The sequence below is a fragment of the Leucobacter sp. HNU genome, assembly GCF_047946755.1.
In the GTDB taxonomy this organism is placed as follows: Bacteria; Actinomycetota; Actinomycetes; order Actinomycetales; family Microbacteriaceae; genus Leucobacter.
Genome location: NZ_CP178837.1, coordinates 3,341,743 through 3,367,462, shown reverse-complemented (window position 1 = coordinate 3,367,462; position 25,720 = coordinate 3,341,743). Strand labels below are relative to the sequence as shown.

Here is a 25,720-nt window from a genome sequence, read left to right as displayed (position 1 = left end):
CTCACTCGGCCAACGGGACCTCGACGATCGTCGGACCCGTCACGGGAGCGGTGAAGATCCGGTCGAGCTCGCTCCGCGTCGCCGCCCGCTCGTAGGCCCACCCGTAGGCCTCGGCGAGTTCGCGCAGCCCGATCGACCGGGGCACGGTCATGACTCTGCGGTAGGCGTCGCGATCCGCGGTGCCCGCGACCTCCAGCCCGTCGAAGATCGTGCCACCGCCGTCCACGCCGACGAGCACCTGGATCCGCGGCCGGGGTTCCGCAGGATCGAGGAGCAGGGACCCGGCGTCGTGCATCAGCGCGAGATCGCCGATCAGCACGCGCGTGGTTCCCGCAGCCTGGCGCGGGTCCTCCGCAGCCTGGGTCACCGCGGCGACGCCCAGCGCGGTGGCGACGGTCCCGTCGATCCCGGCGAGGCCGCGATTGGCGTGCACCCGGATCCGTCGGGGCGGGGCGATCCCGTCGAGCACCCGCACCAGCCGGGACGCGGCGACCACCAGGCGGTCGTGCGGCCAGGTCGCTCGCCACACGGATTCGGCGAGCATATCCCGCGTCACGGGTTCCCGCATCGCCGCGACTTCGGCGCGCGCGTAGCTGCTGCGCTCCCGGTAACCCGGAGCGAGGGCCGCCTCGAGATCGGGCTCGTGCACCGTACTGCTGGCCTCGCGCAAGGATCGATCTGCGGTGATCCACGCACCGAGCCAGGCGCGGGATCCTCTCGGATCGCTGGGCTCCCCCACGATCGCCGCGCGCACCACACGGGCGTCGCCGCCCGGATCGTAGTGCTCGACCCCGCGACCGAGGTGCGGATCGACGACCACGACCTCGACATCCCGGCGCTTCAGCAGGGCGGGGATCTGCCGGGTCAGCGTCGGGTGCCCGAACACCACCGCCCGTTCCACAGCGCCGCCGAGCTCGGGCTGGTCGAGCAGGGCCGCGTAGTTCGTGACCGCCTCGCGCCCGAATCGCACGCCGCTCACGACCTCGGCGAGCAATGGCAGGCCCGCTTCGTGCGCGAATGCCTCGGCCCGGTCATCCGCGTCAGCGCCCGCGATCACGACCGTCCGGGCTGCTCCTCCGTGCGCGTAGACCTCGGGCTCCGGCCGCTCGGGCGCTGCCCGGTCTTGCGCCACCACGACGACCGATTCCGCCGCACGATCCGCCTCCGCGCGGGCCGCCGAGAAGAGCTCGGGAACGGTCGGGGTCCCCGCTCCGACCGGCCCGCGCCCGCCGAGCGGCGCTCCCGACAACGGCTCGCGGAACGCGAGGTTGAGCTGCACCGGCCCGGCCGGACGCTCGCTCGTGCCTCGCGCCTCCTGCAGCGCCGTCCGCGCGAGACGATCCGGCTCGAACCCGGCGATCCAGGTCGGTTCCGCCGTGCCCGGCACCGCAGCGGGAGCCGGCACTTCGAGCGCGAGACGCGCGAACGATTCGAGAAGCGCACCCTGGCGCGTCGTCTGATTGCTGCGGATCCCTCGGAGCTCTTCCGGGCGGTCCGCGGTCAGCAGCAGCAGGGGCACGCGGGCCTCGTGCGCTTCGAGCGCGGCAGGGACGAGGTTGGCGACGGCGGTACCGCTCGTCACGATGACCGGAGCCGGGACACCCGTTTCACGTGCAACGCCGAGCGCGAAGAAGCCGGCGGAGCGTTCGTCGACCCGCACGTGCAGGCGAACCGCGCCGCAGGTCTCGGCAGCTGCGGCGGCAAGCGCGAGGGCCTGCGATCGAGAACCCGGGCAGACCACCACGTCGCGGACTCCGCCACGGATCAGTTCCGCGAGCAGCGCGATCGAGAACTCGGCGGCGGGCGCCGTTGTCACTTCCGGCCCGGCTCGGGGTCGTCGGAGCCGCGGTCCGTCCCGCGCAGCCGATCCTGAGAGTGCAGCGGGTCTTCATCGGAGGCCTCTGCCGCCTCGGCGGATCGCTTCCCGGGAGCTTCGGTTCCAGCGCCCCGGCCCTGAGCGGGAGCGTCGGATGCCGGCTGTTCACCCGGGAAGGTCTCGGCATCGAGCTCGCGCAAGCGGTCCTCGAGCTCCCGCATGTGATCGTCGAGCTGATCGTGCGTCAGTCGCGTCGCGGTGAACCGAGGGTCGTCGTCGGGTCGGGCAGCCGGCCGCTCCGGCTGCGGCTGCCCCCTGCCGATGGTGAACCAGAGGATGCCGCCGATCACCGGGAGCACGACGGTGAGGACCACCCAGACGGGCTTGCTCACCCCGCGAGCCCGCGACGGTTCCGACATCGCCGCGTCGATCAACGCATAGAGCGTGAATGCAACGGCGACGACCACTCCGATGATCGCCACTCGTACCATGCTCCCATCGTACCCAGCCCGGCTGTCGGTGGGCTGGATCCGGCCGCTGAGGGGCGGCACAGCCAGCACCCGTACACTCGAAGGGTGAAATCCCGCTCTGCCTGGCTCGTCTACATCGTGCTGCGCCTCCTGTTCTTCGTGGTGCCCTTCGCCGCCCTCATGCTCATCGGTTGGACGTGGTGGCTGTCGGCGATCGTGGCGACGCTCGCAGCGGTGAGCCTCTCGGTCATCTTCTTGAACCGGCAGCGCTCCGCGGCTTCGGAGAGCATCTACGCCTGGCGCACCAGGGACCGCACCGAAGACGATGTGGTCGAGGACGAGGCGGTGGACGCCGTCGATGCCGTCGAGCCGCACGCTGCAGACGGTTCCTCGGGCTCCGCAGCACCTTCCGCACCCCGCGAGCAGTAGCAGCAGCAGCAGCAGTTCACTCCGGCAGGATCTGCTCCGAGATCGCGCGGACATCTCGGTCGAGACCGTCGACCTTGCGGGACAGCACACGCATGTCCCGGTCCAGACTTTCGACTTTGCCCGACAACTTGCGCATATCTCGGTCGAGACCGTCGACCTTGTGCTCAAGCCGATCGACGCGACCGTCGAGCGCGGTGAATCGGCCCACCATCTCGTCACGCAGCCCGGCGATGCTCCGCTGCAGAGTCTGCGTCATGAACGCCGCCAGGCCGACCGTGCTCGCGGCGAGCACACCAATGATGGTCCAGATCTGGGGTTCGTTCATGACGCCGGGGCTCCGTTCTCGGGATGAGTGGGGGATGCGTCCATGGTCCCAGGGGATCCGGGACGATGAGCCCGGATCCCCCGATCTGTGGATAACTCCGCCGACTACGCCAGCGATTCCTCCCACGCCGCGTGCAGACCGGCGAACTTGCCTCCCCCGGCGATGAGCTCGCCGGGGGTCCCGTCCTCGATCACGCGCCCGTGCTCCATCACGAGCACCCGGTCCGCGATCGCAACCGTCGACAGCCGGTGCGCGATGATGATCGCCGTGCGGTCGGCCAGCAGGCGCTGCAGCGCGTCCTGCACCTGGCGCTCGCTCGGCAGATCGAGCGACGCGGTCGCCTCGTCGAGGATCAGCACCGCGGGATCCGCGAGGAACGCGCGCGCGAACGAGATCAGCTGGCGCTGCCCCGCCGACACGCGACCGCCGCGCTTATTGACATCGGTGCCGTACCCGTCGGGCAGCGACTCGATGAACGCGTCGGCGCCGACCGCCCGCGCCGCGGCACGGATCTCGTCCGGCGTCGCGTCGGGCTTGCCCAGCGCGATGTTGTCCGCGACGGTCCCGCTGAACAGATAGGCCTCCTGCGTCACCATGACGATCGCGCGCCGCAGGTCCGCGGGCGCGAGATCGCGCAGATCGACGCCGTCGAGCGCGACCCGGCCCTCGCTCGGGTCGTAGAAGCGCGCGACCAGCTTGGCCAGGGTCGACTTGCCGGCGCCCGTGGTGCCGACGAGCGCGACCGTCTGCCCGGCCGGCAGCACGAGATCGCGCTGCTCGTCCCCGGCGAGATCGAGCACCGTGCGTCCGCTCGCGTACCCGAACCGTACGCCTTCGAAGGAGAGCTCCCCCTCGCGGCGGACATCCGCACCGGCGCCTCCGGATCCCGCACGGTCGGTTCCTCCTCGAGCACCCCCGAGACCTTCTCGAGTGCCGCGGCCGCGGACTGGTACGAATTGAGGAACATCGCGACGTCCTCGATGGGCCCGAAGAAGTTGCGGACGTAGAGCACCGCGGCCAGCAGCACGCCGATCGCGAGACCGGCGTCCATCACCCGCAGGCCGCCCCAGAGCAGCACGACCGCGATGGTGAGGTTCGCGAGCAGGATCAGCCCGGGGTCGAGCGCGCCGAACAGGCGGATCACCCGCACGTTCGCTCGACGGTAGTCGTCGGAGACCCGGCCGAACACCGCGTCGTTGCGCTTCTCGCGACGGAATGCCTGCACCGCGCGAATGCCCGTCATGGTCTCGACGAACTGGACGATGAGGCGAGCGCTGACGACCCGCGTCGAGCGGAAGCCCTTCTGGGATTCGCGCACGAACCACCACATGAGCACGACGAGCGGCAGGCCGAAGCCGAGCAGCACGAGGCCGGAGCGCCAGTCGAGCAGGAAGAGGGCGATCAGCGTGAACGTTCCCAGCAGCACCGCGTCGACGAGCTCGTTCAGGCTGCCGTGCAGGAGCTCCTGGATCGATTCGAGGTCGCTCGTCTGCCGCGAGATGATGCGCCCGGAGGTGTAGCCCTCGTGGAATTCGAGGCTGAGCCGCTGGGTGTGCCTGAAGATCCGCATGCGCAGCTCGAGCATCACCGCCTGGGTGACCTTGGCGATGAGCACGACGTACCAGCCGACGAGCGCCGCGCCGATCCCGCCGGTCGCGAGGAACGCGGCTCCGATGCCGATGGCGGGCCACCAGTCGCCGCGGTCGACCGCGCGCGGCAGCGCCTCGTCGATGCCGAAGGCGAGCAGCGTCGGGCCGACGGCCCGCAGCGCGGTCGAAGCGATCACGACAACCATCGTGAGGAGGACGAGCCTGCGCAGCGGCTTCAGGATCGACCCGAGCAAGCGCAGCGAACGACGCCGGATCGCCCGGCTCTCGGCCCGGGTGTAGTGCTCGCGATCCTCTCCGCGGGTTCCGCGGACGGTCTCGGGGCTCATCGCCGGCCCTCCTCTTCGATGCTGGAGATCAGATAGCGGTAGTGCTCGCTGCTGCGGAGCAGCTCGCTGTGGGTGCCGACCGCATCGACGCGGCCGTCCCGCATGACGGCCACGCGATCGGCGAGCGCGACCGTGGACGGCCGGTGCGCGACGATCAGCGCGGTGGTGTCGGCGAGCACGCTCCGCAGGGCGGCCTCGACGAGCGCCTCGGTGTCGACATCGAGCGCCGACAGCGGATCGTCGAGCACCATCACGGAGGGGTTCGCCGCGACCACGCGGGCGAGCGCCAGTCGCTGCCGCTGCCCGCCGGAGAGGCTGAGCCCTTCTTCGCCCACCTCGGTGTCGACGCCCTCGGGGAGTTCGTCGACGAAGCCGGCCTGCGCGACCTCGAGCGCTTCGCGCAGGACTCGATCCGCCTCCGCGCTGCTCGGGTCGAGGTCGTGCCGTCCGAGCAGCACGTTCTCGCGAACGCTCGCAGAGAACAGGATCGGCTCCTCGAACGCGACCCCGATGAGGCTGCGCAGCTCTTCGAGCCTCAGCTCGCGCACGTCGACGCCGTCGATCTCGACCGCGCCGGCCGTGACGTCGTAGAGCCGGGTCGGCAGCGTCGTGAGCGTCGTCTTGCCGCTCCCCGTCGCACCGACGAGCGCCATCGTCTCGCCCGGGCGCAGCACGAGATCGAGCCCGTCGAGCAGGTCGGGCTCCGACGCCTCGGCGTCCGGGTACCGGAAGTGCACGCCGCGGAACGCGAGCGCCCCCTGGGGACCTCGATCGTGCGCGGTTCGGCGGGATCGTCGATGAGGATCGGTGCGTCGAACACCTCGAAGACGCGATCGGTGGCGGTGCGGGTATCGATCAGGAACGAGAAGAGGAAGCCGAGGGATCCCATCGGCCAGAGCATCGCCGCGGCCAGCGCGAAGAAGGCGAAGAGCTCGCCGACGGTCAGCTGCCCCTGAGCGGCCAGGACGACCCCGATGAGGAAGCAGGCGCTCTGCGCCATGATCGGCACGAGCTCGTACCAGAACCAGATCACGCCCATCTCGCGCGCCTTGCTCATCTCGGTCGCCCGCAGCGTCTCGGCCTTGCGTTCGAAGGCGCCGAGCGCGTGCCCGCCGCGTCCGAACGCCTTCAGCACGCGGATGCCGTGCACGCTCTCCTCGACCGCCGTCGCGAGGTCGCCCGCCTGGTCCTGGCTGGTGCGGGTGAGCACGCCGTAGCGCTGCTCGAACCGCCAGCCGACCACCCAGATCGGGATGCTGCAGACGACGAAGCCGACGCCCAGGGCCCAGTGCCAGCGGAAGAGCAGCACCATGCCGATGATCAAGGTGGTGACGTTGATGACGAGCAGGATCGAGCCGAAGGCCAGCCAGCGCCTGATGAGCCCGATGTCCTGCATCATCCGGCTGAGCAGCTGCCCGGACTGCCACCGGTCGTGGAAGGCGACCTGGAGCCGCTGCAGCCGTCGGTAGAAGGCCTGCCTGACCGAGTACTCGACCGCGGCGGCCGGGGTGAGCACGAGCGTGCGGCGCAGGAAGACGAACAGTGCCTCGCCGACGCCGAGCGCGAGCACGCCGAAAGCCGCCCAGAGGAACGCCGTGCGGTCGCCCGAGGTGAGGGGGCCGTCGATCACGTACTGGAGCGCGAGCGGGATGAGCAGGCTCGTGACGGCCGCGGCGAGGCCGACGATCAGCCCGCCGATGAGGCGGGGCAGCGCGGGCTTCGCGAAGGGCAGGAGCCGCGCGAGTGCGCGCAGCGTCGAGAGTCGCTGGGTCTGAGGTGCCGTGTCGGCGTGTGAAGTGGTCATGTTCCCTGGAGTGCGTGCGTGCGCGAAGATGCGCGTGAGCTGGAGTCGTGCGGCTGGCTCTGCGGCTGGCGGGCTCTCGGAGCGGCCAGCGGAGCGGCGGAACTAGCGTCCGGACAGCGCGATGCCCGGAAGAGCTGCGAACTGGGACGGGATGATGCGTACCATGTGCCTGCTCCTTTCCGGGTCGTGGGATACCGAACGTCAGCCTATCGCCGCCGCGGAGCCGAAGGCAAGGGTCGATTCCGAATCGGTCGACGGATTCCACGCCGCCGCGGGGCCGCACGATGCCGGAGCCCCGCGCGATACCCTTGCCGCATGACCGCCCGGCCTCGCATCCCGCTCCTCGCCTGGGCGGCCGTCTCGGCGCTCGCGCTCGCCCTGCTCGCCGTCAGCGCCTCGCTGGGGGCGACCGTTTACGGCGTCCCGCCCGTCGTGAGCATCGTCGTGGCGCTGCTCCACTCCGCGGGGCTGCTCCTCTCGGTCCGCTTCCCCGTACTCGGCGTCGGCGTCGCGGTGCTCGGGGCCGTCTCGGAGCTGAACGCGCTCGCGGCGACGGGGACCGCTCCATGGCCGGTCCCGGTGGCCACCACGATCGGCTTCGCCGCCACCCTCGGGGTCGCCGCGCTGCAGGGCCAGTGGCTCGTGTCCACAGCGGGCGGGCTCCTCGCTTCGGGCACCGCGCTCGTCGTGACCCTGGCGCGCGGGCAGCGCCTCGCCGTCGGCCCCGTCATCGCCGACCTGGTGGTCTTCGTCGCGCTCGCCGGCCTCGCGATCCTGATCGCGCTCTTCGCGCGGTCCTGGATCCGCAATCGGCAGCGCCTGGCCGAGGCCGAGGAGGCCTCCGAGCTCTCCCTGGCCCGACGGCAGCTCGCCGAGGAGCGGACCCGGATCGCGCGCGAGATGCACGACGTCGTCGCCCACGGGATGTCGGTGATCCAGGTGCAGGCGGCGAGCGCGCGCTACCGTCACCCGGGGGTCTCCGACGAGGTCGCCGCGGAGTTCGACGAGCTCGCCGCGACCGCGCGGCTCGCGCTCGGGGAGATGCGCACGCTGCTCGGCGTGCTGCGCGCCGACGGCGACGCCGAGGACGCGCCCCAGCCGGGCCTCGCCGAGCTGCCCGAACTCGTCGCGCGGTCGCGGGCCGAACTGCTCGACCGGCTCCCGGCCGAGGTACGGGAGTCGGCGGATCCGTTCCCCGCGCTCACCGTGTACCGCGTCGTGCAGGAATCGCTCGGCAACGTCGCTCGGCACGCCCCGGGTGCCCGAGCCGTGGTCGAACTCGACTTCGACCCCGAGGCCGACGCGCTGATCGTCCGCGTCCGCAACACGGCGCTGCCGGGCCGCGCCGTCCCTGCCGCCGACCCCAGCGGCCACGGCATCCGCGGGATGCGCGAGCGCGTCGTCGCGCTCGGCGGAGTGCTGACCGCGGAGCCCGCGCCCGACGGCGGGTTCGCGGTCACCGCGCTCATCCCCCTGCACCCCCAGTCCCCGGAGGCTCGAACCGCATGACCGTTTCCGTGCTCATCGTCGACGACCAGGCCATGGTCCGCGCCGGCTTCGCGGCGATCCTCGACGCCCAGCCCGACATCGAGGTGGTGGGCCAGGCGGCCGACGGCGAGGAGGCCGTCGCCCTCTCGCATCGGCTGCGCCCCGATGTCGTGCTGATGGACGTGCGCATGCCCGGAACGAACGGGCTCGAGGCCACGCGGCGCCTCATGGATCCCCCGCCGCGCGTCGACCACCGCCCGCGGGTGGTGATCCTCACGACCTTCGACATCGACGAGTACGTGCACGACGCCCTGGCCGCAGGAGCGAGCGGGTTCCTGCTGAAGGACGCGCCGCCGGCGGACCTGGTGCAGGCCGTGCGCGTCGTCGCCTCGGGCGATGCCCTGCTCGCGCCGAGCGTGACCCGCCGACTGCTGGAGCGCTTCGCCGAGCAGCGCCCGCCGAGCGACCGCCATACCCTCCGGCTCGCCGGGCTCACCGAACGGGAGCGCGAGATCCTGGAGCGGATCGCGCGCGGGCGTTCGAACACCGAGATCGCGTCGGAGCTGTTCATCGCCGAGCAGACCGTGAAGACGCACGTGACGCGGATCTTCGCGAAGCTCGGGCTGCGCGATCGGGTGCAGGCCGTGATCCTCGCCTATGACGCGGGGCTCGTGCAGCCCGATCGCTGAACGGCGAGGGGTAGCACCGCGGTAGGGGGTCGAATTGGCTCCCGGGGGCGATGCCGGCCCCCGACCCCGCGCGGGACCGTTTCTTCCGACCCCATCGGAAGGACCGCCCCATGGCCATCATCGCTCCGGCCCCGCGCTTTGCGACCGCCCCCGGCGTCGCCCGCCCCGCCCCCACCGGCACGTCGCGCGGCAGGGACCGGGCCGTCGACCTCGTGCGCGCGGCCTGCCTGCTCGCGGTCGTCGGCGTCCACGCGCTCATGGTGGGCGTCAGCGTCACGGGCGGTGCCGTCGTGCTCGAGAACGCGCTCGAGCGCTGGGACGGCTTCACCGTCTTCTCCTGGATCGCGCAGATGATGCCGCTGTTCTTCATCATGGGAGGCTTCGCCTCTGCGCTGCACTACCGCCGCATGCGGGCACGGGGGTCGTCGGCCGCGGGCTACGTGTCCGCACGGCTGAGACGGCTGCTCCCCGTGCCGCTGCTGGCGGCGGCGGCCACCGCGATCGTCCTCGCCGGCCTGAGCGCCTCCGGGGTCGACCCGGCGATGGTCGCGACCGCGGGATGGCGGATCAGCCAACCGCTCTGGTTCCTCGGCGTCTACGTGCTCTGCTCGGCGCTCGTCCCGCTCACCCTCCGCCTGCACGAGCGCGCCCCTCGCGCCACCCTGCTCGGGATCGGCCTGGCGATCGGCGCCGTGGACGGCCTGCGCCTCCTGACCGGCGTCGACGCCATCGGCTTCGCGAACCTGCTGCTCGTGTGGGTGTTCGTGCAGCAGCTCGGCTATCGCCTCGCCGACGGCGTCTCGCCGAGCCCGCGCAGCGCGGCGCTCGCGATCGGCGGCATCGTCGCACTGGTCGCCGTCGGCGCTTCTCCGGCGAACCTCTTCGAGGCGTTGAATCCGCCCACGGCGGCGCTGGCCCTGCTCGGGATCGCGCAGTGCGCCGCCTTCGCTGCGGTGCGCCCGGCGCTCGCGCGCTGGGCCGAGGTGCCCGCGGTGCAGCGCGCTTCGGACGCGTTGAACTCGCGCGCGATGACCGTGTACTCCTGGCACATGCCGGTCGTCGTGCTGCTCGCCGGGCTGCTGCTCGCCGGCGGCTCCGCGCTCCCCGTCCCGCTGTCGCTCGAGTGGTGGGCGACCCGCCCGGCGTGGCTGGTCGTCGCAGGTCTGGCCGTCGCCCCGGTCGTCCTCGCCCTCGCCCGCTTCGAGCGCGGGCCGCGGCGGGCGACGGGCTCCGGGGACCGCGCGGCTCCGGCTTCCGAGGGGTCATCGCTCGCGCGCGCCGTGCTCGGCACCGTCGCCGGGGCCGGGGGCGTGCTGATCGTCCTCGCGGGCACCGGAGCGCTCTGGGCGTGGGTCATCGGCGCCGCGCTCCTCGGCACCGGCCTGCTGGTCAGCCGCCAGGTGCGCACCCCGGCGTCCGACCGAGCGGGTCAGAAGGCGAAGGCCACGCCGACCAGCACGCCGTAGGCGAGCGCCGCGAAGCTCGTCAGGGCCAGCACCAGCACCAGCTCCTTCGCCGTCTTGGCGAACAGCACGATGACCGCGCAGGGCACCGCGAGGAAGAGCACGAACCAGACGAGCACCATGCCGGGATCGACCACGACGTAGAGCGCCGGGACCACGAACGGCAGCAGCACGCAGACGGCGTAGAGGATCCGCGACGCGCGGTCGCCGATGCGCACCGACAGGGTCTTCTTGCCCGCGAGGGTGTCGGTCGGGATGTCGCGCAGGTTGTTGGCGACGAGGACCGCGACGGCGAAGAGGCCGACGCCGGCTCCCGCGATCCAGGCCTCCTGCGTCTGCACGTCGGTCTGCAGGTACACCGTGCCGACGGTCGCGACGAGCCCGAAGAAGATGAACACCATGAGCTCGCCGAGACCGGCGTAGCCGTAGGGCCGCTTGCCGCCCGTGTAGAACCAGGCCGCGAGGATGGCGACGACCCCGAGCGCCAGGAACCACCAGCGGCCGCTGATGACCACCGCGATGAGGCCGGCGACGGCCGCGAGGCCGAAGAACACGAGCGCGGTGCGGAGCACGCGCTTCGGGTCGACGAGTCCGGAACCGGTGAGTCGGGCGGGACCGACCCGGAACGCGTCGGTGCCGCGGATCCCGTCGGAGTAGTCGTTGGCGTAGTTCACGCCGATCTGCAGGAACACCGCGACGGCGAGCGCGAGCAGCGTCAGCGGCAGCGAGAAGCCGCGAACCATGTGAGCGACCCCGGCGCCGGCCGCGACCGGCGCGATCGCGAGCGGCAGGGTGCGCAGTCGCGCCCCGCCCACCCAGTCGCGCCAGGTGATGGCGGCCCGGTGCCCCTCGCGCTCGAGCCGCTCGGCCGCGGCGCGCACCGCGGGGTTGCCCGAGTGGCGCGGGTCCTTGGCGTGCTGGTTCATGCGTCGTCCTCCTGGCTGTGCGCAACGGCCGGGCCGGCCGCGCGGGTCTCGGCGAAGCTCGCGCGGAGCCGGCCGATCCATTCGTCGATGGCCCGCAGGTCGGGTTTGCCCCCCGGCAAGCGCGGTAGACGGTCGATCTCGGTCGACCACTCGGGTGCGGCCGCTGCGCCGAGCTGCTCGCGGATCGCAGCCCGGACCGCCTCGAATCCGGCGCGCGTCCCTCCGGCAGAGGCGGCGATCTCGACCACGAGGCCGGGGCGCTCGCCCCATTCAGCGTCGGGCACCCGGACCGCGACCGCGGTGTCCCAGCCCTCGTGCTCGCGCGCGATCCGCTCGATCTCGTCGAGCGACACGTTCACGCCGCCCGAGACGAGGACGCGGTCGAGGCGACCGGTCACGGTCAGCATGCCTCCGAGCAGTTCGCCGGCGTCCCCTGTCCGGTACCAGCGCGTCGGCGCGCCGTCGCGTCCGGTCTCCTCGACGAATCTGTCGGCGGTGAGCGCCGGGTCGCCGACATAGCCCAGCGCGAGGCTCGGCCCCGCGAGCTGCACCTCGCCGGCGCGGATCCGCACGCGGGTCCCACCGATCTCGACGCCGTCGTACACGCAGCCGCCAGCGGTCTCGGTCATGCCGTAGCTGCGACGCAGACGCACCCCGAGCGCGTGCGCGCGACGGCGCATCTCGAGGGTCACGGCCTGCCCCCGACGAGCACGCCGTCGACGGCGCGCAGCCGCTCGGCCGCGGACGGATCCTGCTCGGCGAGCTCGAGCACGCGGAGGAACTGCACCGGCACCAGCGAGAGGTAGCGGCGCCCGGTGGGGCCGCCGTCGGCCGCGTCGACGCGGGCCAGCAGGGCGGCGGGATCGAATCCGCCGTCCGGGCCGTCGAAGAAGACCGGCTCGATGCCCGAGACGATGGAGCGGACGAGCATCTGCGCACCCGAGATCAGGTGGGTCGGCAGCGCGACGATCCACTGACCGGCCCCGCCGAGCCGCTCGTGGGTCGCCTCCGCGCTCGAGCGCAGCGCCGCGGCCGACAGCGCGACCTCCTTCGGCACCCCGCTCGAGCCCGAGGTCCGGATCACGAGGGCCGTGCCGTCCGGCAGCTCGCCCGAAGCCAGCGCCTCGGCCTCGCGCAGCGCGGCCGGCTCATCGGCGTCGGGAACGGGGAGCACGGGGGCGCCGCCCGAGAGCGCATCGGCGAGGGCCGCGAGCAGCCAGGCCCGATCGCTCGTGGGGATCGCCCGCAACTGAGAACGCGAAGTCACCCGTCAAGGGTACCGCTGACGGCGCGGTCGTCCCGCGGCATCCACCGCCCGCCGTCGACGCTCAGTAGTGGTACGGGAACGGCGACCAGTCGGGTTCGCGCTTCTCGAGGAAGGAGTCGCGGCCCTCGACTGCCTCGTCCGTGCCGTAGGCGAGGCGGGTGGTCTCGCCCGCGAACAGCTGTTGCCCGACGAGCCCGTCGTCGACCGCGTTGAACGCGTACTTCAGCATGCGGATCGCCGTCGGCGACTTCCCCAGGATCTCGCGCGCCCACTCGATGCCGGTGCGCTCGAGCTCGGCGTGCGGCACGACGGCGTTGACCGCTCCCATCTCGTAGGCGCGCTGCGCCGAGTACTCGCGCGCCAGGAAGAAGACCTCGCGCGCGTTCTTCTGCCCGATCTGCCGCGCGAAGTAGGCACTGCCGTAGCCCGCGTCGAACGATCCCACGTCGGCGTCGGTCTGCTTGAACCGCGCGTGCTCCTCGCTCGCGATCGACAGGTCGCAGATCACGTTCAGCGAGTGCCCGCCGCCCGCGGCCCAGCCGGGGACGAGAGCGATGACGACCTTCGGCATGAACCGGATGAGGCGCTGCACCTCGAGGATGTGCAGTCGCCCGGCTCGCGCGAGGCCCTCGGGGCCCACGCTGCGCTCGTCGTCGGAGTACTTGTAGCCGTCCCGCCCGCGGATCCGCTGATCCCCGCCCGAGCAGAACGCCCAGCCGCCGTCCTTCGGACTCGGGCCGTTGCCCGTGAGCAGCACGACGCCGACGCGCGGGTTCACGCGCACCCGCTCAAGCGCGTCGTACAGTTCGTCGACGGTGTGCGGGCGGAAGGCGTTCCGCACCTCGGGCCGGTCGAAGGCGACGCGGGCGATGCGCCCGTCGCGGCTCAGGTGCGCGGTGATGTCGGTGTAGCGCTCCGCGCCGGGAGCGAGCTCCCACTCGGCGGGATCGAAGATGTCGGAGACCGGGTTCGCGGCTGCGCCGGACGCTGCGGGATCACTCATGGCTCAAGCCTACGCAGGGCGCTTGCAATTTGATTGCACTCCGAGCGGATGCGCACCCGCGAGAATGGGGGCATGGACCAGACCCCGCACGTCCCCGTCGACGAGCTCCTCGCCAGCGCACGCGTCGTCGCGATCCCGACGCGCACCCGATTCCGGGGTATCTCGGTGCGCGAGGCGGTGCTGTTCGACGCGCCGACGGGGGCGAGCGAGTTCTCGCCATTCGTGGAGTACGGCGATGCCGAGGCCGCGCAGTGGCTGCGCGCCGCCATCGACTTCGGCTGGGGTCGCAGCCCGGAACCGCTGCGGGAATCGGTCGAGGTGAACGCCACCGTGCCGGCGGTCGCCGCGGCGGAGGTGCCCGGGATCCTCGCACGTTTCCCGGGGTGCCGTACGGCGAAGGTCAAGGTCGCCGAGCGCGGTCAATCCCTCGGGGACGACCTCGCCCGGGTGCGCGCCGTACGCGAGGCGATGGGTACCGACGGGCGCGTGCGCGTCGACGCGAACACGGGGTGGAGCGTCGACGACGCGGTCGACGCGCTCACCGCGCTCGCCGAATTCGACCTCGACTACGCGGAGCAGCCCTGCATCACCGTCCCCGAGCTCGCCGAGGTGCGGACGCGACTCGCCGCGAACGGCACCCCGATCCGCATCGCCGCCGACGAGAGCGTGCGCAAGGCGGAGGATCCGCTCGCGGTCGCCCGCGCGGGCGCCGCCGACCTGCTGATCGTGAAGGCGCAGCCGCTCGGCGGGATCGCCCGGGCGCTCGACATCGTGGCCGAGGCCGGACTTCCCGTCGTCGTGTCGAGCGCGCTCGACACGTCGGTCGGCATCTCCATGGGACTGCACCTCGCCGCCGCGCTCCCCGAAGGGGTGCTCGCGGGCGCGTGCGGGCTCGGCACGGTCGCGCTGCTCGACGGCGATGCGGTCGCCGATCCCCTCGTCCCCGTCGACGGCGCGATCGCCGTGCGCCGCCCCGCGCTCGACGCCGACGCGCTCGAACGGTTCCGCGCGCCCGCCGAGCGCGAACGCTGGTGGCGGGAGCGGATCGCGCGATGCGCGGCGCTGCTCGGCTGAGGCGGACTAGATCGGCTTGCAGGTGGATCCCACCAGAAGACCGAGCAGCGGGATCGAGAGCTCAGCGCGTGCGCGGGAGGCGGAAACCCAGTTGTTCCCGGCGGTGTTGGCGATCCCGAAGGTCGAAGTGGAACCGAGCAGGCCGGAGAGCAGCCCGGTCAGGAGGTCGATGGTGATCGTCACGGTGTAAGTATCCTGCGTCCCCCCGACCAGACTCGGCGTCGCTCCGGTGATCTCGGTCATGTTCGCGGGCTGGCCGTTCGCACCCGCTGCGATTCCCACCTTGAACGAAGCGGGGGCCGGCATCGTCGTCTTCCAGGTCAGCGTCACCGAGTCGATCTTGCCCAGCAGTCCCGGATTCATCGTGCAGGTGAGATTCGTCGGCGGCTGCAGCGTCGCCGCCGTAACTGCCGCCGTCGCGTTCTCCTGGTCCGTCCAGTCCGCCGCGACGGGTTCGGGGTGCAGGACCGTCGGAGCGCCGACCGTCAGCCCGGCGACCAGGCCGAGCGACAGGAGCACCGCGATCCTCCGGCTCCACCGCGCGCTCACGAGGTGCTCCCCGTCCCGGCCTCGGCCGGAGGCCCGTCGGACCTCGACCTGCGGTGCGCGAGCAGTGCGATCCCGATCCCCGCCGCGACCGCAGCGGGAGCGGCCACCAGAGGCCCCGGTTCCAGACCGGTGCGCGCGAGCGGACCGGTGCCGCCGACGCCGATCGTCGCCGAGTCCTCCCCCGCGTCGACCCGCAGGGTCAGGCTGCCCCTCGCGACCGGCGCACCACCCGATTCCTGCGAGGTCCCGGTGCCCGCGGGATCCGCGGTGAGCGAGATCCGGAGGTGCGCGGTGAACGGCGTCGGCACGCGGAGCACGCTCGCGAAGCGGCCGTCGAGGGCGACCGCCTCGTCGGCGCGCAGCACCCGCTCGCCGCGCGCGCACCCGCCCGAGACCCAGGCGACCGCGCACTCGCGCACCTCCGCGCGCAGCCCGAGGTTCGGATCCCCCGCGCCTGCGAGCGAGACGGTCAGGGTTCCGTCGCCGGGAGCGCGGGAGGCGTCCGCGTCGACGTGCCAGTACGCGGGCCGATCCGCGCTCAGCTGCAGCACCGCGTCGGGCGCGATATCGGAGCGCAGGCGCAGGATGCCGGACGCGTCGGCGGCGTCCGCCGGCGTCGGCGCCACGGCGTCGACGAGCAGCGGCGCCCCGACCCCCAGGGCCGCTGCGAGCGCCAGCGCGCCGCTCGCGGCGGGCACGCTCGCGCGCCGCCTCGCACGCGCGGCACGGAGCTCGCGCTCGCGCGGCCAGAACGCCCACGTGACGAGCACCGCAGCGGCGACGGTGACCCCTCCCATGATCCACGGGTTGCCGAACCAGACGATCACGGTCGCCAGCCCCGGTACCGAGCCGACCACGATCCGGGCGTGAGCGATCCGGTAGGGCTCGGGGTCCTCGGTCTGATTCGCGTCGCCCTTCAGGGTGATCACGCGCTCGCTCGGATCGCCGTCGGCGGGAGCGACCGAGGTCACACGGTGGGTCACCGGGAGCTTGCCCGGCCGGTCGACGGTGAGCACGTCGCCGACCTGCGCCTCCGCGGCCGGGATCTCGCGCACGAGCGCGACGGAGCCGGTCGGGATCGTCGGCGACATCGATCCGGTCTTGAACATGATGAGCGAGTAGCCGCCCGTGAACGCGAGGATCACGAGCACGATGCACGCCGCGCCTCCGAGGGCCGCGAGGGTGAGCAGCGTCTCGCGGACAACGCGTCCCGTCGTCCGAGCCGCCCGCCCCCAGCCGGCGCGATCCCGAGTCATCGCCATCCGATCAGCTCGACGTTCCCGTGAACGCCCAGGTCGGGGTCACGCTGCCGCCCTGGGCCGCGTTCGCCGCGTTCGCGGGCAGCGTGATCACGACGCAGTAGATCGCGACGGAGGCGGAGTTCGCGCCGACGGCCACGGGAGCGAGCCCACCGGGGAGGACGCCGACCTTGTTCGCCACGGAGCCGCCGGTCCAGGCCGGTACGCAGTCGCCCGTAGTGGCGACGGTGCCGATGCGCACCGTGAGCGCATCGCCGAACGCCTTGTTCGGGTCCACGGCCGGGTCCGCCGGAGTCGTGGCGAGCGTGACGCCGCTGAGGTTCACGGTCCCGGCTCCGCTGCCCGCCTTGGTGCGGATCTGGATCCAGGCGGCCTTGCTCGCGCCCGGCATCATGCCGGTCGCGGCGAGCGGCAGCACGACGGGTTGCGCCGGGGCCGTGGTGTCGGTCCAGCTTCCGCCCGAGACCAGCGATTCGAGCGCGAAGGTGCCCGCGGTGATGGTCGCCTTGGCGTTCTCCTGGTCGGTCCAGGCGGCGAGGGTCGCGGTGGCCCCGGCCCCCAGCACGAGCGCGCCGGCCAGGAGAGCCCGCACCCGGCGAAACGTGAGGCTTCGTCGACGCGCGACGAGGTCGAGGCGTCGCGCTCGGCGCGACCGCCCCGGCTCGTTCGACGCAGGCGCAGTCACAGCAGTGCTCCGCGCCTACTGCGAGACGGCGTCCCACTCCCAGACGACGGTGCCGGTATCGCCCTGCGCGATGGTGGATCCCGCCGTCACCTTGAGGCAGAGGTTCACCGTGTCGCCGGGTGACATCGTCGTCGCCAGCGCCGTGCCGCCCGTGAACGCACCGGCGTTGCACCCGAACGTCGCGGTCTGCACCGCGGCGAAGGTCGCTTTGCCGCTGAGCGCACCCGTCACCGTCGGCGTGGCAGGAGTGAGCGTCGCCGGCGACGAGCCCGTGAGCTTGAGCGCGTACGGCGCGTAGACCACGGCGTTCGGGCTGAGCTTGTCGAAGCCCGTGCTGAAGGTCAACGATGCCGCACCGCCGGAGCTGGCATGATCGGCGAAGGTGGTGCCGTCGGTGGAGCCTTGGAACACGAACGTGCCGGCCGTCAGGTTGGCCTTCGCGAATTCGGAATCGTTCCACGATGCGAGCGTCACGGCGGCGCCCACGCCGAGCACGAGCCCGCCTGCGAGCAGCGCGCCGATCTTGCGCCGCTTCGCGGCCCGGCGCTGTACGTCGATGGATTCGGTCTGACTGGAAACGGTCATTGTTTTCCCCCATGCAACTCCGGGGAGCACCGTTGCCACCCGGATTTAGTTGAACGTTACAGTAACGGCCATCCGGTTACAAGCCCGAAGCTACCCCTTCAGTCCGGAAAAGTCACCCTCTCTCCACTCGCCCACCGGCCGCTCGCCCGCCGCGTACGCGGCTTCCTCCCGCTGCCGCAGCTCGACGCGGCGGATCTTGCCCGACGTCGTCTTGGGCAGCTCGAAGAACTCGACACGGCGCACCCGCATGTAGGGCGGGAGCGCAACTCGCGCGTGCGCCAGGATCTCCCGCGCCGTCTCCGCGCTCTCCTCCCAGCCGGAGGCCAGAGCGACGTAGGCCTTGGTCACGTTCAACCGGGTGTCGTCGGGAGCCCCGACGACCGCCGCTTCCGCCACCGCATCGTGCTCGAGCAGCGCGCTCTCGACCTCGAAGGGAGAGACCTTGAAGTCGCTGGACTTGAAGATGTCGTCGGTGCGCCCGACGAAGGTGAGCATCCCGTCGGCACCGCGCTGGGCGACATCGCCCGTGTGGAACAGGCCCCCGCGCGTGGCCTTCGCGGTGGCCTCCTCGTCGCCGAAGTAGCCCGGCATGAGATTCGTGGGCCGCGGCTCCATCGGCAGGCAGATCTCGCCCTCGTCGCCGCGCTCGCCCGTCGCGGGGTTGACGAGCACCACGTCGACCCCGGGCAGGGGCCGACCCATGGCGCCGGGCACCACCGCCTCGCCCGGCATGGTGCCGATCAGCGCGGTGGTCTCGGTCTGGCCGTAGCCGTCGCGGATCTCGAGCCCCCACCACTCGCGGATCCGGGCGATCACCTCGGGGTTCAACGGCTCTCCCGCCGAGACCAGCTCGCGCAGCGCACGGGGCTTCTGCTCGAGCTTCTGCTGGATCAGCATGCGCCACACCGTCGGAGGCGCGCAGAACGAGGTGACCCCGACCCGATCCAGCTCGGCGACGAGGCGCGTCGGCTCGAAGCGCGCGTAGTTCGCGACGAAGATCGTGGCGCCGACGTGCCACGGCCCGAAGAAGCTCGACCAAGCGTGCTTCGCCCACCCCGGCGCGCTGATCACCAGGTGCACGTCGCCCGGGCGCACGCCGATCCACGACATGGTCGTGAGGTGGCCCAGCGGATAGCTCGTGTGCGTGTGCACCACGATCTTCGGCAGGCTCGTCGTGCCGCTCGTGAAGTAGAGCAGCGCCGGATCGTCGCTCGCGGTGGTCTTCGCCACGGGCGCGTCCGATCCCGCGCGCGACTCCTCGAAGCGCACCCAGTCGTAGAGGGCGGCGCGCTGGTCCTGCGTGCCCGCGTCGAGCCCGACGCCGACGCCGCGGTAGTCGCCCGGGACCTCGGCGAACTTGATCGCGTCCTCGGGACCGGCGAAGACGAAGCGCACGCGCCCGCGTTCGACCCGGTCCGAGAGCTCGTGCGCGCTCAGCACCACCGAGGTCGGGAGGATCACCACCCCGATCTTCATGGCGGCGAGCATGAGCTCCCAGAGCTCGACACGGTTGCCGAGCATCAGCATGGCCACGTCGCCCGGCCGCGCGCCGATGCGCAGCAACCAGTTGGCCACCTGGTCGCTGCGGCGCTTCAGCTCCGCGAAGCTCAGCGCCCGCTCGGAGCCGTCCTCCTCGGAGATCCGCAGCGCGATCGCGTCGTTGCCCGCGGAGATCCGATCGAACACGTCGTGTGCCCAGTTGAACGACGGCCCGACGTCGGGCCACCGGAACTCGGCGCGGGCCCGCGCCGGGTCGCCCGCGAGGTCGAGCAGCTGATCGCGTGCGGCGAAGAAGGCGGCGGTGGCATCGTTCTCGGTCATGGGGGCTATTCTGCCGCGCGACCCCCGCACCGCGCAGCATGGACGCCCGTCTCGCGGGTCGCCGAACGGAGCGGCTCAGCCCCGGAACACCGTGTGCAGGTGGTCGTCCCCGACGACCGCACGACCGCCGAGCTCGTCGATCTCGAACAGCACCGCGGTGCCGACCACCTCGTAGCCGACGCGCGCCAGCAGGCGGCGGCCGGCCGCCAGCGTGCCGCCCGTGGCCAGCACGTCATCGACGAGCAGCACGCGGGTGCCGCTCGGCAGATCGTCGTGCACCTCGATCGTGGCGGTGCCGTACTCGAGCGCGAAGTCCTCCGACGCCGCGGGCCGCGGCAGCTTGCCCGCCTTGCGCACCGGGACGAAGCCGACGCCCTCGACGGCCGCCGCGGCCGTACCGAGAATGAAGCCGCGGGCCTCGACCCCGGCGACCACGTCGAACCGACCGCGGAACGGCTCCACGAGCGCCGCGGCGAGTCGCGTGCAGCGCCGGCCCGTCGGCCAGCAGGGGTGCGATATCGCGGAAGACGATGCCCGGCTTCGGGAAGCCCGGGACATCACGGATCAGGGACTCGGCGCGCTGCAGATCGGCCGGAAGTTCGGTAGACACGGAGCAAGCGTAACCGCTGTCGCGACGGTGCGCCGCGCACGGGCCGGGCGACTCGGCGCGGACGCGTCCTCGGGCGCCCTCCCGGCCCGCCAGGCCGAACACGCCCGGGATCCCCGGCCCGATTTCACATTCCCCCGAACTTCGGGTAATGTTTTCCGGGTTGAGAGATCAACAGTGCGCCCCTAGCTCAGCTGGATAGAGCATCTGACTACGGATCAGAAGGTCGGGGGTTCGAATCCCTCGGGGCGCGCAGAGAGAAACCCCCGTCGCGAAAGCGGCGGGGGTTTCTTCATGACGGGCCACTGGTGCGATCTCGGAGCCCTCCCGACGGGAGCCGGCCGGGCATTTCGATTCGGCGTTCGCGGATCCGGCGGCCGGGGCCGACCCGGACACGCAGTTCTAGCTCCGAACACGCTCGCTCGCCCTCACCTACCCGGGCTGCCTGAGCCTCACCACAGCCCGGACTCGAAAGCCGGACTCCGTCTCCGCGAGGAGCTGGAACTCCGCACGCTCGCGCAGGTGCAGATCGGCCCCGTGCACCACGAAGGTCCCGCCCGTGGGGCTCGACCTCGGGGTTTCGCAGCGGGCGCCCTCCCCTTCCGCCTCGCAGGCCCACCCCGCCGGCGTCTCGACGGTATCGACCCGACGGTCAAACTTCATCAGCAGGTTCCCGACGCGCCACCCGGCGTCGGCGATCTCGAGCTTGACCGAGAAGGTCTCGAGCCCCTCCCGCTCCCCGATCGGAGTGACCGCGAAGTCAACCTCTGGCTTCGACGGTTGGGCCTCCGCTGCGAAAGCCCCGCACGCGAACAGGATCACTCCGACGGTGCACAGGAACCAGGGCGCGAAGGCCGAACTGCGCTGCAGAACCGACCGCCTCCGGAACGAGTTCTCGTTCCTCGCCGAGGCGTCGTGGCTCAGCGGCTCGGCCGCGGCAGCTGCCGGATGGTGGCTGGAAGCGAGCGCAATCGAAACCAGGGGGAGCACGCCGAACACCGTGACGAGTTGGCCGAAGTGATGCCATGCCGCCCGGCACCGCTTGCACGACCGGAAGTGCTCATCCATCTCCGCACCGTCGATGCCGGGAAGATCCGGTATGCGCGCAGGTGCTCGTCTGATGGCGGCGACGCATTCGCGCGGAGCGCCGTCCTCGAGCACGAGACGGAACACTGCACGACGAAGCCCCCGCTTCGCCCGGTTGTGCAAGGAGGAAATCGCCGACGCCGGGCGGTTGAACCGGACCTCCAGATCGCGCGGCCGTTCACCGAACGCACTCATCGCGATCAACACGTCCTGTTGGTCCTCGGGTAGCGTCTCCAACGCGGAACGCACCATGTCGGCTTCCTGCCGGATCTCGACCAGCGCATGCCCGGGTTCCGAGAGGTCCTCGATCTCGTCCGCTTCCTCCAGGCGGCGTACCCTCGACCGCGGGGATTTCAGTTCGTCCTTCACCCGGTTGCGCATCGTCGCGGCCAGGTACCCCACGACATTCTCGGTCGGCCCCGCGCTCCGCGCCCATTTCTCGAGCAGCCGCGTGACGGCTTCGGACAGTAGGTCCTCGGGGTCGAGCACATTCCCCGCGATGCGTCTCGCGAGCGGCATGAGGCTGCCGAGGTGCCGCTGGAGGTACCTCCCTGCGGCCTCCAGATCTCCCTGTGCGGCAGCGGCAGCGAGCGGATCCTCAAGCTGCCCGGACGGGTCGCGCCCCATGTTCTCCCCTTCGTGATCACGACGTTCCGGTCCGCGAGGTGTCGCGGGAGGACCCCGGGCAGCCGTGCAGGGGTCGTGCGCGTACCGCACGCGCACGACCCCTGGTCCCCCCTGACGGACTAGGCGTCCACGGACTCGTCCCGGCGGCGCCTCTTCGCCATCGCGAGCCCGAATCCACCGAGCACCAGGAGGGCTCCGAGCAGCAGCAGGCCACCGGATCCCGTACCTCCGGTCACGGCGAGATGCTTCTCCTCCGTGGCAGATTTCGCGCCCGAGTCGGGCTTCGCCGCAGCCTCAGCAGCAGCCTTCGCCGCCTGCGTCTCCTCAGGATCCACATCAGCAGTCGACTTCGCCGAAGCCGAAGCCGACGCCGACGCATTCACATTCGCCTTCGGATCAGCCGCAGCATCAGCATCAGCCTTCGCCTGGAAATCAACCGACGCATCCGCCGACGACTTCGACGACGCCGCAGCCTTCGCCGCCGACGACGCATCCGCGTTCGCCCGAACCGACGCCTGAGCATCCTGAGCCGACTCCTGCGTCCCATCAGCCGACACCCGCGCAGACACCTGCGCCGCAGCCGACGGATCCGACGACGCATCAGCCGACGCCGCAGTCGACGCATCCGGATCAGCAGCAGCCTTCGCCGCAGCCTTCGCCGACACATCAGCAGCCGCATCCGCAGCCGTCTCCGAGTCGGGCTTCGCCGCAGCCTCAGCAGCAGCCTTCGCCGCCTGCGTCTCCTCAGGATCCACATCAGCAGTCGACTTCGCCGAAGCCGAAGCCGACGCCGACGCATTCACATTCGAAACGGGGCTCGGAGTCGGTTCCACCGGAGTCACGGTGTTCGATTCGTTCGACTCGGGGTCCGTCGGCACACCGCTGTCGGAGTGCCCCTTCGCCACGGCCACGTTCTTCACTTCACCGACTGCAGCGTCCTGCTTCGTGATCGTGTACTTCTCGGAGAGGAACGTCGTCGTCTCGCCCGCGCCGAGATCGACCGTTCCACCGCTGATGGCGATGCCGCTGTCCCGGAGCAGTTGGTCGACGACGTTGACACCGGTCAGCGGCGACTTGCCGGTGTTCTTCACCTCGAACTTCCAGGTGATCTGGTCCCCCGCATCAGTGATGCCGTTGCCGTTCACGTCGATGATCTCGCTGACCGACTTCTTCAGCTCGATCCTGGAATCGTAGGGGACCACGCACTGGGTCTTCGCGGAGTTATCCTCCGGCCGGGGATCCTGCTCGTTGCCCCAGAGATCAGCGCTGTTCACGAAGCAGCGGTCGGCACCGAGATCCCCGTAGGCCCCCAAGCTGTCGGCCGTGTCGACTTCGAGCCGGATCGTCCGCTCGGCCCCGGGCTCGAGAAGACCACCGGTGATGAATACGCGGGTACGGTTCCCCTCGGTGACGGCACGCATCGACGCGCCGTCAGAGTCCTTCAGCATCGGATTGGACAGGCCGAGCGGAAGCAGGTCGTTGATCGACCATCCCGAGGAAGGCGTCTGTCCGGTGTTCTTCACCGTGAACTCGTAGACCACCTTGTCACCGACCATGAACCGGTCCGGACCGGTTTTCGTGAGCGTCAGATCCGCCGGGCGTCCGGGAACCGCTGCACCATCGTTGTACATGTTCGCCGGACCGCTGGTCTGCGAGACCACGTCGACCTTCGGCTGCCCGGCGAGATCGCCGGACAGGGCGATCTGGAAGATGTCGCCGCTGGCATTGTTCGAGACTCCGATGTTCCCGTTCCCGAGAAGCCAGATGGCCCCGTTATGCCCGCCGGGAGTGGGGAGGCCGGCGGCGACGTTCACGCTGACGCCGGTCGCGGGGTCCGTCCGCACGAGGTTCGTCTGGTAGACGCTCCACAGGAAGCCGTCCTTGAACACCCAGTCGTTGCCGACCTGCGGTCCGGTCAGAGGGATCGTCTTCTGACGCGCCGGATCGTTTTCGACCGCGTTGTGGTCATCGACGGACAGCGAAAGATCGATCACACGGATCGCAAGCGGCTGATTCGAGTTGCCCTCGCTCAGATAGTAGGTATTCGTTGCGGAGTCGATGTCCCCCGCCCAGCCGCCCCAGGAACGAACGAACTTCCCGGTCCGCTCGACCGAACCTCCCTGACCGATCTTGACAATCTCAGGGAAGTGCGTCACTCCCGCGCCCTGGGCGAAGATGACGCCGTAGACGTATCCGTCAGTCGCGTTCCACCCGATGCCGTTGACCAGCAGGTCGGCATCGAGCAGCTTGGGGTCGGCGAATTCCCACTCTCCCGTGGCGGGGTTGACCACCACTTCGTTGAGGGTGGTCTGCTGCTGATTCGTTCCCATACCGGACTGGCCCCCGGCGCCCTGCACGATGAACACCTTCGGCACGCCGGGGTCGAACGGGTCACCGGTCGCGGCGTTCGCCGCGAAGACGCCCCCGACCACCGACAGTCCGACGACCGCAGCCGTTGCCCAGGCGCCCTGTCGGAGTCTCCTTCTCCGTGTGCTCGGGGCGGTACCCGCGAGCTTCTGCTCAGAGCGTCGTCTCAATCTCTGCATGCTCCTCTTCCTTCGAATAGTGCGCCCCGTGAGCAGGGCGCGGGATGCGGGCCAGGGCGGTCTGACTCAGAAGGGACGCCTGATGCCCTTGGGTCCGCCTTTGGAGACGAGGTACGTCCCCAAATCTGTCGCCGTCAGTGCGTCGACGCAGACGGTCTCTCCGTCAGGACGGCTTCTGACGTACTCGGCCTGCTCGAGTGCTCCCAGGACCTCCGAATGCGTTCGGCGAAGCCGCCCCAGGTCCGGTCCCGGATGAAGATCGAATCGACCGCGATCATCGTGAGCGAGAACCAGGGCAGGCCCATCAGCACGGCGATGCCCAGGTGGAACCCGAGAATCCCGAGCAGACCGATCACGCGCGTCGCGCGATGCAGCAGCAGGAAGGGGAAAGCCGCTTGCAGAAAAACGGAGCCCAGTGTGCCGACGGCGACCAGCGGCCCCCAGGTCGTCACGACGTCGGACAGGATCGGCCAGGTGCCGAAGCGCGCAGTGGCAAGCGGGTGATAGACCGCCCAACCTTCTCGCCACGGTGCACCTCCCGCTTTGAAGAGCGCCCCCGAGGTGTAGACGAGGATCACCTGCGCGGCCAAGCAGATGATCGCCAGATTGTGGAAGACGGTTCCCAGCTGCCCGAATACGGATTCCCGCCGGAACGTCTCACCTGCCCGGCGCCGCCGACGTGCGTCCAACGACCAGCGAGCCGCCGAGTCAGTGAAGAGCAGGAGGAGGATCACGATGCGATACATGTTGTCGCCCTGATCCCCGAGCATGTCGTTCGCCTCGATGAACCCCACCCACAGGCAGAAGTAGACGGGGAGCACGAACTTCGTGCGCCAGCCGACGATGACCAGCATCGCGAGCAGCATCAGCACGAGGTAGAGGAGCGTGTAGAGGTGGTCGTCCGGCATCGCGCGATGGAACGCGCTGAAGATCCAGATCTTCGGAAAATCGCTCACCGGCTCACGCAGTTCTCCGTTCCAGGCCGAACCCGAGCCGAACGAGTACAGCCGGGTGCGGTAGTTCGCCAGCAGCAGCCCGAGGCCGGAGAGCCCGATGAGGATCCTGGTGACGGCCAGGCCGTACATCGCGTGCTTCTCGCCGTGCAGCCAGAAGGTCGCCGAACGCCAGGCGCCCCGGACGAACCCGATGACGCGCGTGGGCCAGCCGCTGAAGAGCACCTGCAGGAAGCGCAGAAAGCGGGGCGGATCGGATTCCGAAACGTCTCTGGCCCGTTCGGTGGAGGGAGTGTTCTGTGGCATCGCTCC

At 71.0% G+C, this 25,720-nt stretch carries 20 protein-coding genes, 1 tRNA gene and 3 pseudogenes; 6 read left to right on the top strand and 18 right to left on the bottom strand.

From position 1 onward, the window contains the following. Position 1: 1 nt before the first annotated feature. Together menD and AB3K78_RS16445 are read right to left on the bottom strand one after the other, a co-directional pair. Complete coding sequence (gene menD / locus AB3K78_RS16450) at positions 2-1,816, bottom strand: 2-succinyl-5-enolpyruvyl-6-hydroxy-3-cyclohexene-1-carboxylic-acid synthase (RefSeq protein ID WP_416445042.1); 1,815 nt, start codon at positions 1,814-1,816, stop codon at positions 2-4. Continuing rightward, on the bottom strand, positions 1,813-2,307 hold the full coding sequence (locus tag AB3K78_RS16445; RefSeq protein ID WP_416445040.1) for a PLD nuclease N-terminal domain-containing protein: 495 nt from the start codon (positions 2,305-2,307) through the stop codon (positions 1,813-1,815). The genes menD and AB3K78_RS16445 overlap by 4 nt, the downstream gene beginning before the upstream one ends. An 84-nt stretch (positions 2,308-2,391) precedes the next feature. Here AB3K78_RS16445 and AB3K78_RS16440 point away from each other — a divergent pair, with 84 nt between their 5' ends. Further along, on the top strand, positions 2,392-2,715 hold the full coding sequence (locus AB3K78_RS16440; RefSeq protein ID WP_416445038.1) for a DUF4229 domain-containing protein: 324 nt from the start codon (positions 2,392-2,394) through the stop codon (positions 2,713-2,715). Between the two features lie 16 nt (positions 2,716-2,731). On the opposite strand, the gene AB3K78_RS16435 is transcribed toward AB3K78_RS16440, so the two are convergent. From AB3K78_RS16435 to AB3K78_RS16425, 3 genes and pseudogenes are all read right to left on the bottom strand, one after another. Next, the gene (locus AB3K78_RS16435) at positions 2,732-3,040 is read right to left on the bottom strand and encodes a hypothetical protein (protein ID WP_416445036.1); all 309 of its coding nucleotides are present in this window, start codon (positions 3,038-3,040) and stop codon (positions 2,732-2,734) included. Positions 3,041-3,144: 104 nt separating this feature from the next. Then, positions 3,145-4,976 (bottom strand): annotated as a pseudogene (locus tag AB3K78_RS16430) (ABC transporter ATP-binding protein). Then, a pseudogene (locus AB3K78_RS16425) lies at positions 4,973-6,780 on the bottom strand (ABC transporter ATP-binding protein). The pseudogenes AB3K78_RS16430 and AB3K78_RS16425 overlap by 4 nt, the downstream one beginning before the upstream one ends. Positions 6,781-7,095: 315 nt before the next feature. Here AB3K78_RS16425 and AB3K78_RS16420 point away from each other — a divergent pair. The 3 genes from AB3K78_RS16420 to AB3K78_RS16410 all read left to right on the top strand — a co-directional run bounded on the left by AB3K78_RS16420 (position 7,096) and on the right by AB3K78_RS16410 (position 10,423). Next, positions 7,096-8,289: a sensor histidine kinase gene (locus AB3K78_RS16420; RefSeq protein WP_416445034.1), complete on the top strand. Its 1,194-nt coding sequence runs from the start codon at positions 7,096-7,098 to the stop codon at positions 8,287-8,289. Then, positions 8,286-8,957: a response regulator gene (locus AB3K78_RS16415; RefSeq protein ID WP_416445032.1), complete on the top strand. Its 672-nt coding sequence runs from the start codon at positions 8,286-8,288 to the stop codon at positions 8,955-8,957. Before AB3K78_RS16420 ends, AB3K78_RS16415 begins: the two co-directional genes overlap by 4 nt. Positions 8,958-9,067: 110 nt before the next feature. Further along, a complete protein-coding gene (locus AB3K78_RS16410; RefSeq protein WP_416445030.1) occupies positions 9,068-10,423 on the top strand; it encodes an acyltransferase family protein in 1,356 nt (451 codons plus the stop codon). Here AB3K78_RS16410 and AB3K78_RS16405 read toward each other — a convergent pair. The 4 genes from AB3K78_RS16405 to AB3K78_RS16390 all read right to left on the bottom strand — a co-directional run bounded on the left by AB3K78_RS16405 (position 10,387) and on the right by AB3K78_RS16390 (position 13,616). Next, the gene (locus tag AB3K78_RS16405; RefSeq protein ID WP_416445028.1) at positions 10,387-11,346 is read right to left on the bottom strand and encodes a 1,4-dihydroxy-2-naphthoate polyprenyltransferase; all 960 of its coding nucleotides are present in this window, start codon (positions 11,344-11,346) and stop codon (positions 10,387-10,389) included. The two genes, AB3K78_RS16410 and AB3K78_RS16405, sit on opposite strands and share 37 nt — an antisense overlap. Continuing rightward, on the bottom strand, positions 11,343-12,038 hold the full coding sequence (locus AB3K78_RS16400) for an AMP-binding enzyme (protein ID WP_416445026.1): 696 nt from the start codon (positions 12,036-12,038) through the stop codon (positions 11,343-11,345). The genes AB3K78_RS16405 and AB3K78_RS16400 overlap by 4 nt, the downstream gene beginning before the upstream one ends. After that, a complete protein-coding gene (locus tag AB3K78_RS16395; RefSeq protein ID WP_416445024.1) occupies positions 12,035-12,613 on the bottom strand; it encodes an AMP-binding protein in 579 nt (192 codons plus the stop codon). The genes AB3K78_RS16400 and AB3K78_RS16395 overlap by 4 nt, the downstream gene beginning before the upstream one ends. 61 nt (positions 12,614-12,674) lie before the next feature. Beyond that, on the bottom strand, positions 12,675-13,616 hold the full coding sequence (locus AB3K78_RS16390) for a 1,4-dihydroxy-2-naphthoyl-CoA synthase (RefSeq protein WP_416445022.1): 942 nt from the start codon (positions 13,614-13,616) through the stop codon (positions 12,675-12,677). A 72-nt stretch (positions 13,617-13,688) separates the two neighbouring features. Here AB3K78_RS16390 and AB3K78_RS16385 point away from each other — a divergent pair, with 72 nt between their 5' ends. After that, entirely contained in the window at positions 13,689-14,690 is a 1,002-nt protein-coding gene (locus AB3K78_RS16385) for an o-succinylbenzoate synthase (protein WP_416445020.1), read from the top strand. A gap of 6 nt (positions 14,691-14,696) precedes the next feature. Here AB3K78_RS16385 and AB3K78_RS16380 read toward each other — a convergent pair whose 3' ends face one another. From AB3K78_RS16380 to AB3K78_RS16355, 6 genes and pseudogenes are all read right to left on the bottom strand, one after another. Continuing rightward, positions 14,697-15,239 carry a hypothetical protein gene (locus AB3K78_RS16380; protein ID WP_416445018.1) on the bottom strand — a complete coding sequence of 181 codons (543 nt, stop codon included), beginning with the start codon at positions 15,237-15,239 and terminating at the stop codon, positions 14,697-14,699. Beyond that, positions 15,236-16,495 carry a signal peptidase I gene (locus AB3K78_RS16375; protein WP_416445016.1) on the bottom strand — a complete coding sequence of 420 codons (1,260 nt, stop codon included), beginning with the start codon at positions 16,493-16,495 and terminating at the stop codon, positions 15,236-15,238. Before AB3K78_RS16375 ends, AB3K78_RS16380 begins: the two co-directional genes overlap by 4 nt. A gap of 10 nt (positions 16,496-16,505) precedes the next feature. After that, complete coding sequence (locus AB3K78_RS16370; RefSeq protein ID WP_416445014.1) at positions 16,506-17,090, bottom strand: SipW-dependent-type signal peptide-containing protein; 585 nt, start codon at positions 17,088-17,090, stop codon at positions 16,506-16,508. A gap of 108 nt (positions 17,091-17,198) precedes the next feature. Then, the gene (locus AB3K78_RS16365) at positions 17,199-17,768 is read right to left on the bottom strand and encodes a SipW-dependent-type signal peptide-containing protein (protein WP_416445012.1); all 570 of its coding nucleotides are present in this window, start codon (positions 17,766-17,768) and stop codon (positions 17,199-17,201) included. A gap of 90 nt (positions 17,769-17,858) precedes the next feature. Next, positions 17,859-19,589, bottom strand: coding sequence for an AMP-binding protein (locus AB3K78_RS16360; protein WP_416445010.1), 1,731 nt, complete (start codon positions 19,587-19,589; stop codon positions 17,859-17,861). 75 nt (positions 19,590-19,664) lie between these two features. After that, a pseudogene (locus tag AB3K78_RS16355) lies at positions 19,665-20,199 on the bottom strand (adenine phosphoribosyltransferase). A 176-nt stretch (positions 20,200-20,375) separates the two neighbouring features. On the opposite strand from AB3K78_RS16355, the gene AB3K78_RS16350 reads away from it, so the two are divergent. Continuing rightward, positions 20,376-20,449, top strand: a tRNA-Arg gene (locus tag AB3K78_RS16350). A 179-nt stretch (positions 20,450-20,628) separates the two neighbouring features. Here the strand turns inward: AB3K78_RS16350 and AB3K78_RS16345 are convergent. The 3 genes from AB3K78_RS16345 to AB3K78_RS16335 all read right to left on the bottom strand — a co-directional run bounded on the left by AB3K78_RS16345 (position 20,629) and on the right by AB3K78_RS16335 (position 25,714). Beyond that, positions 20,629-21,909: an RNA polymerase sigma factor gene (locus AB3K78_RS16345; protein WP_416445008.1), complete on the bottom strand. Its 1,281-nt coding sequence runs from the start codon at positions 21,907-21,909 to the stop codon at positions 20,629-20,631. A 119-nt stretch (positions 21,910-22,028) separates the two neighbouring features. After that, on the bottom strand, positions 22,029-24,341 hold the full coding sequence (locus tag AB3K78_RS16340) for a DUF6923 family protein (RefSeq protein ID WP_416445006.1): 2,313 nt from the start codon (positions 24,339-24,341) through the stop codon (positions 22,029-22,031). Between the two features lie 248 nt (positions 24,342-24,589). Next, positions 24,590-25,714, bottom strand: coding sequence for an HTTM domain-containing protein (locus tag AB3K78_RS16335; RefSeq protein ID WP_416445004.1), 1,125 nt, complete (start codon positions 25,712-25,714; stop codon positions 24,590-24,592). Positions 25,715-25,720 lie beyond the last annotated feature (6 nt).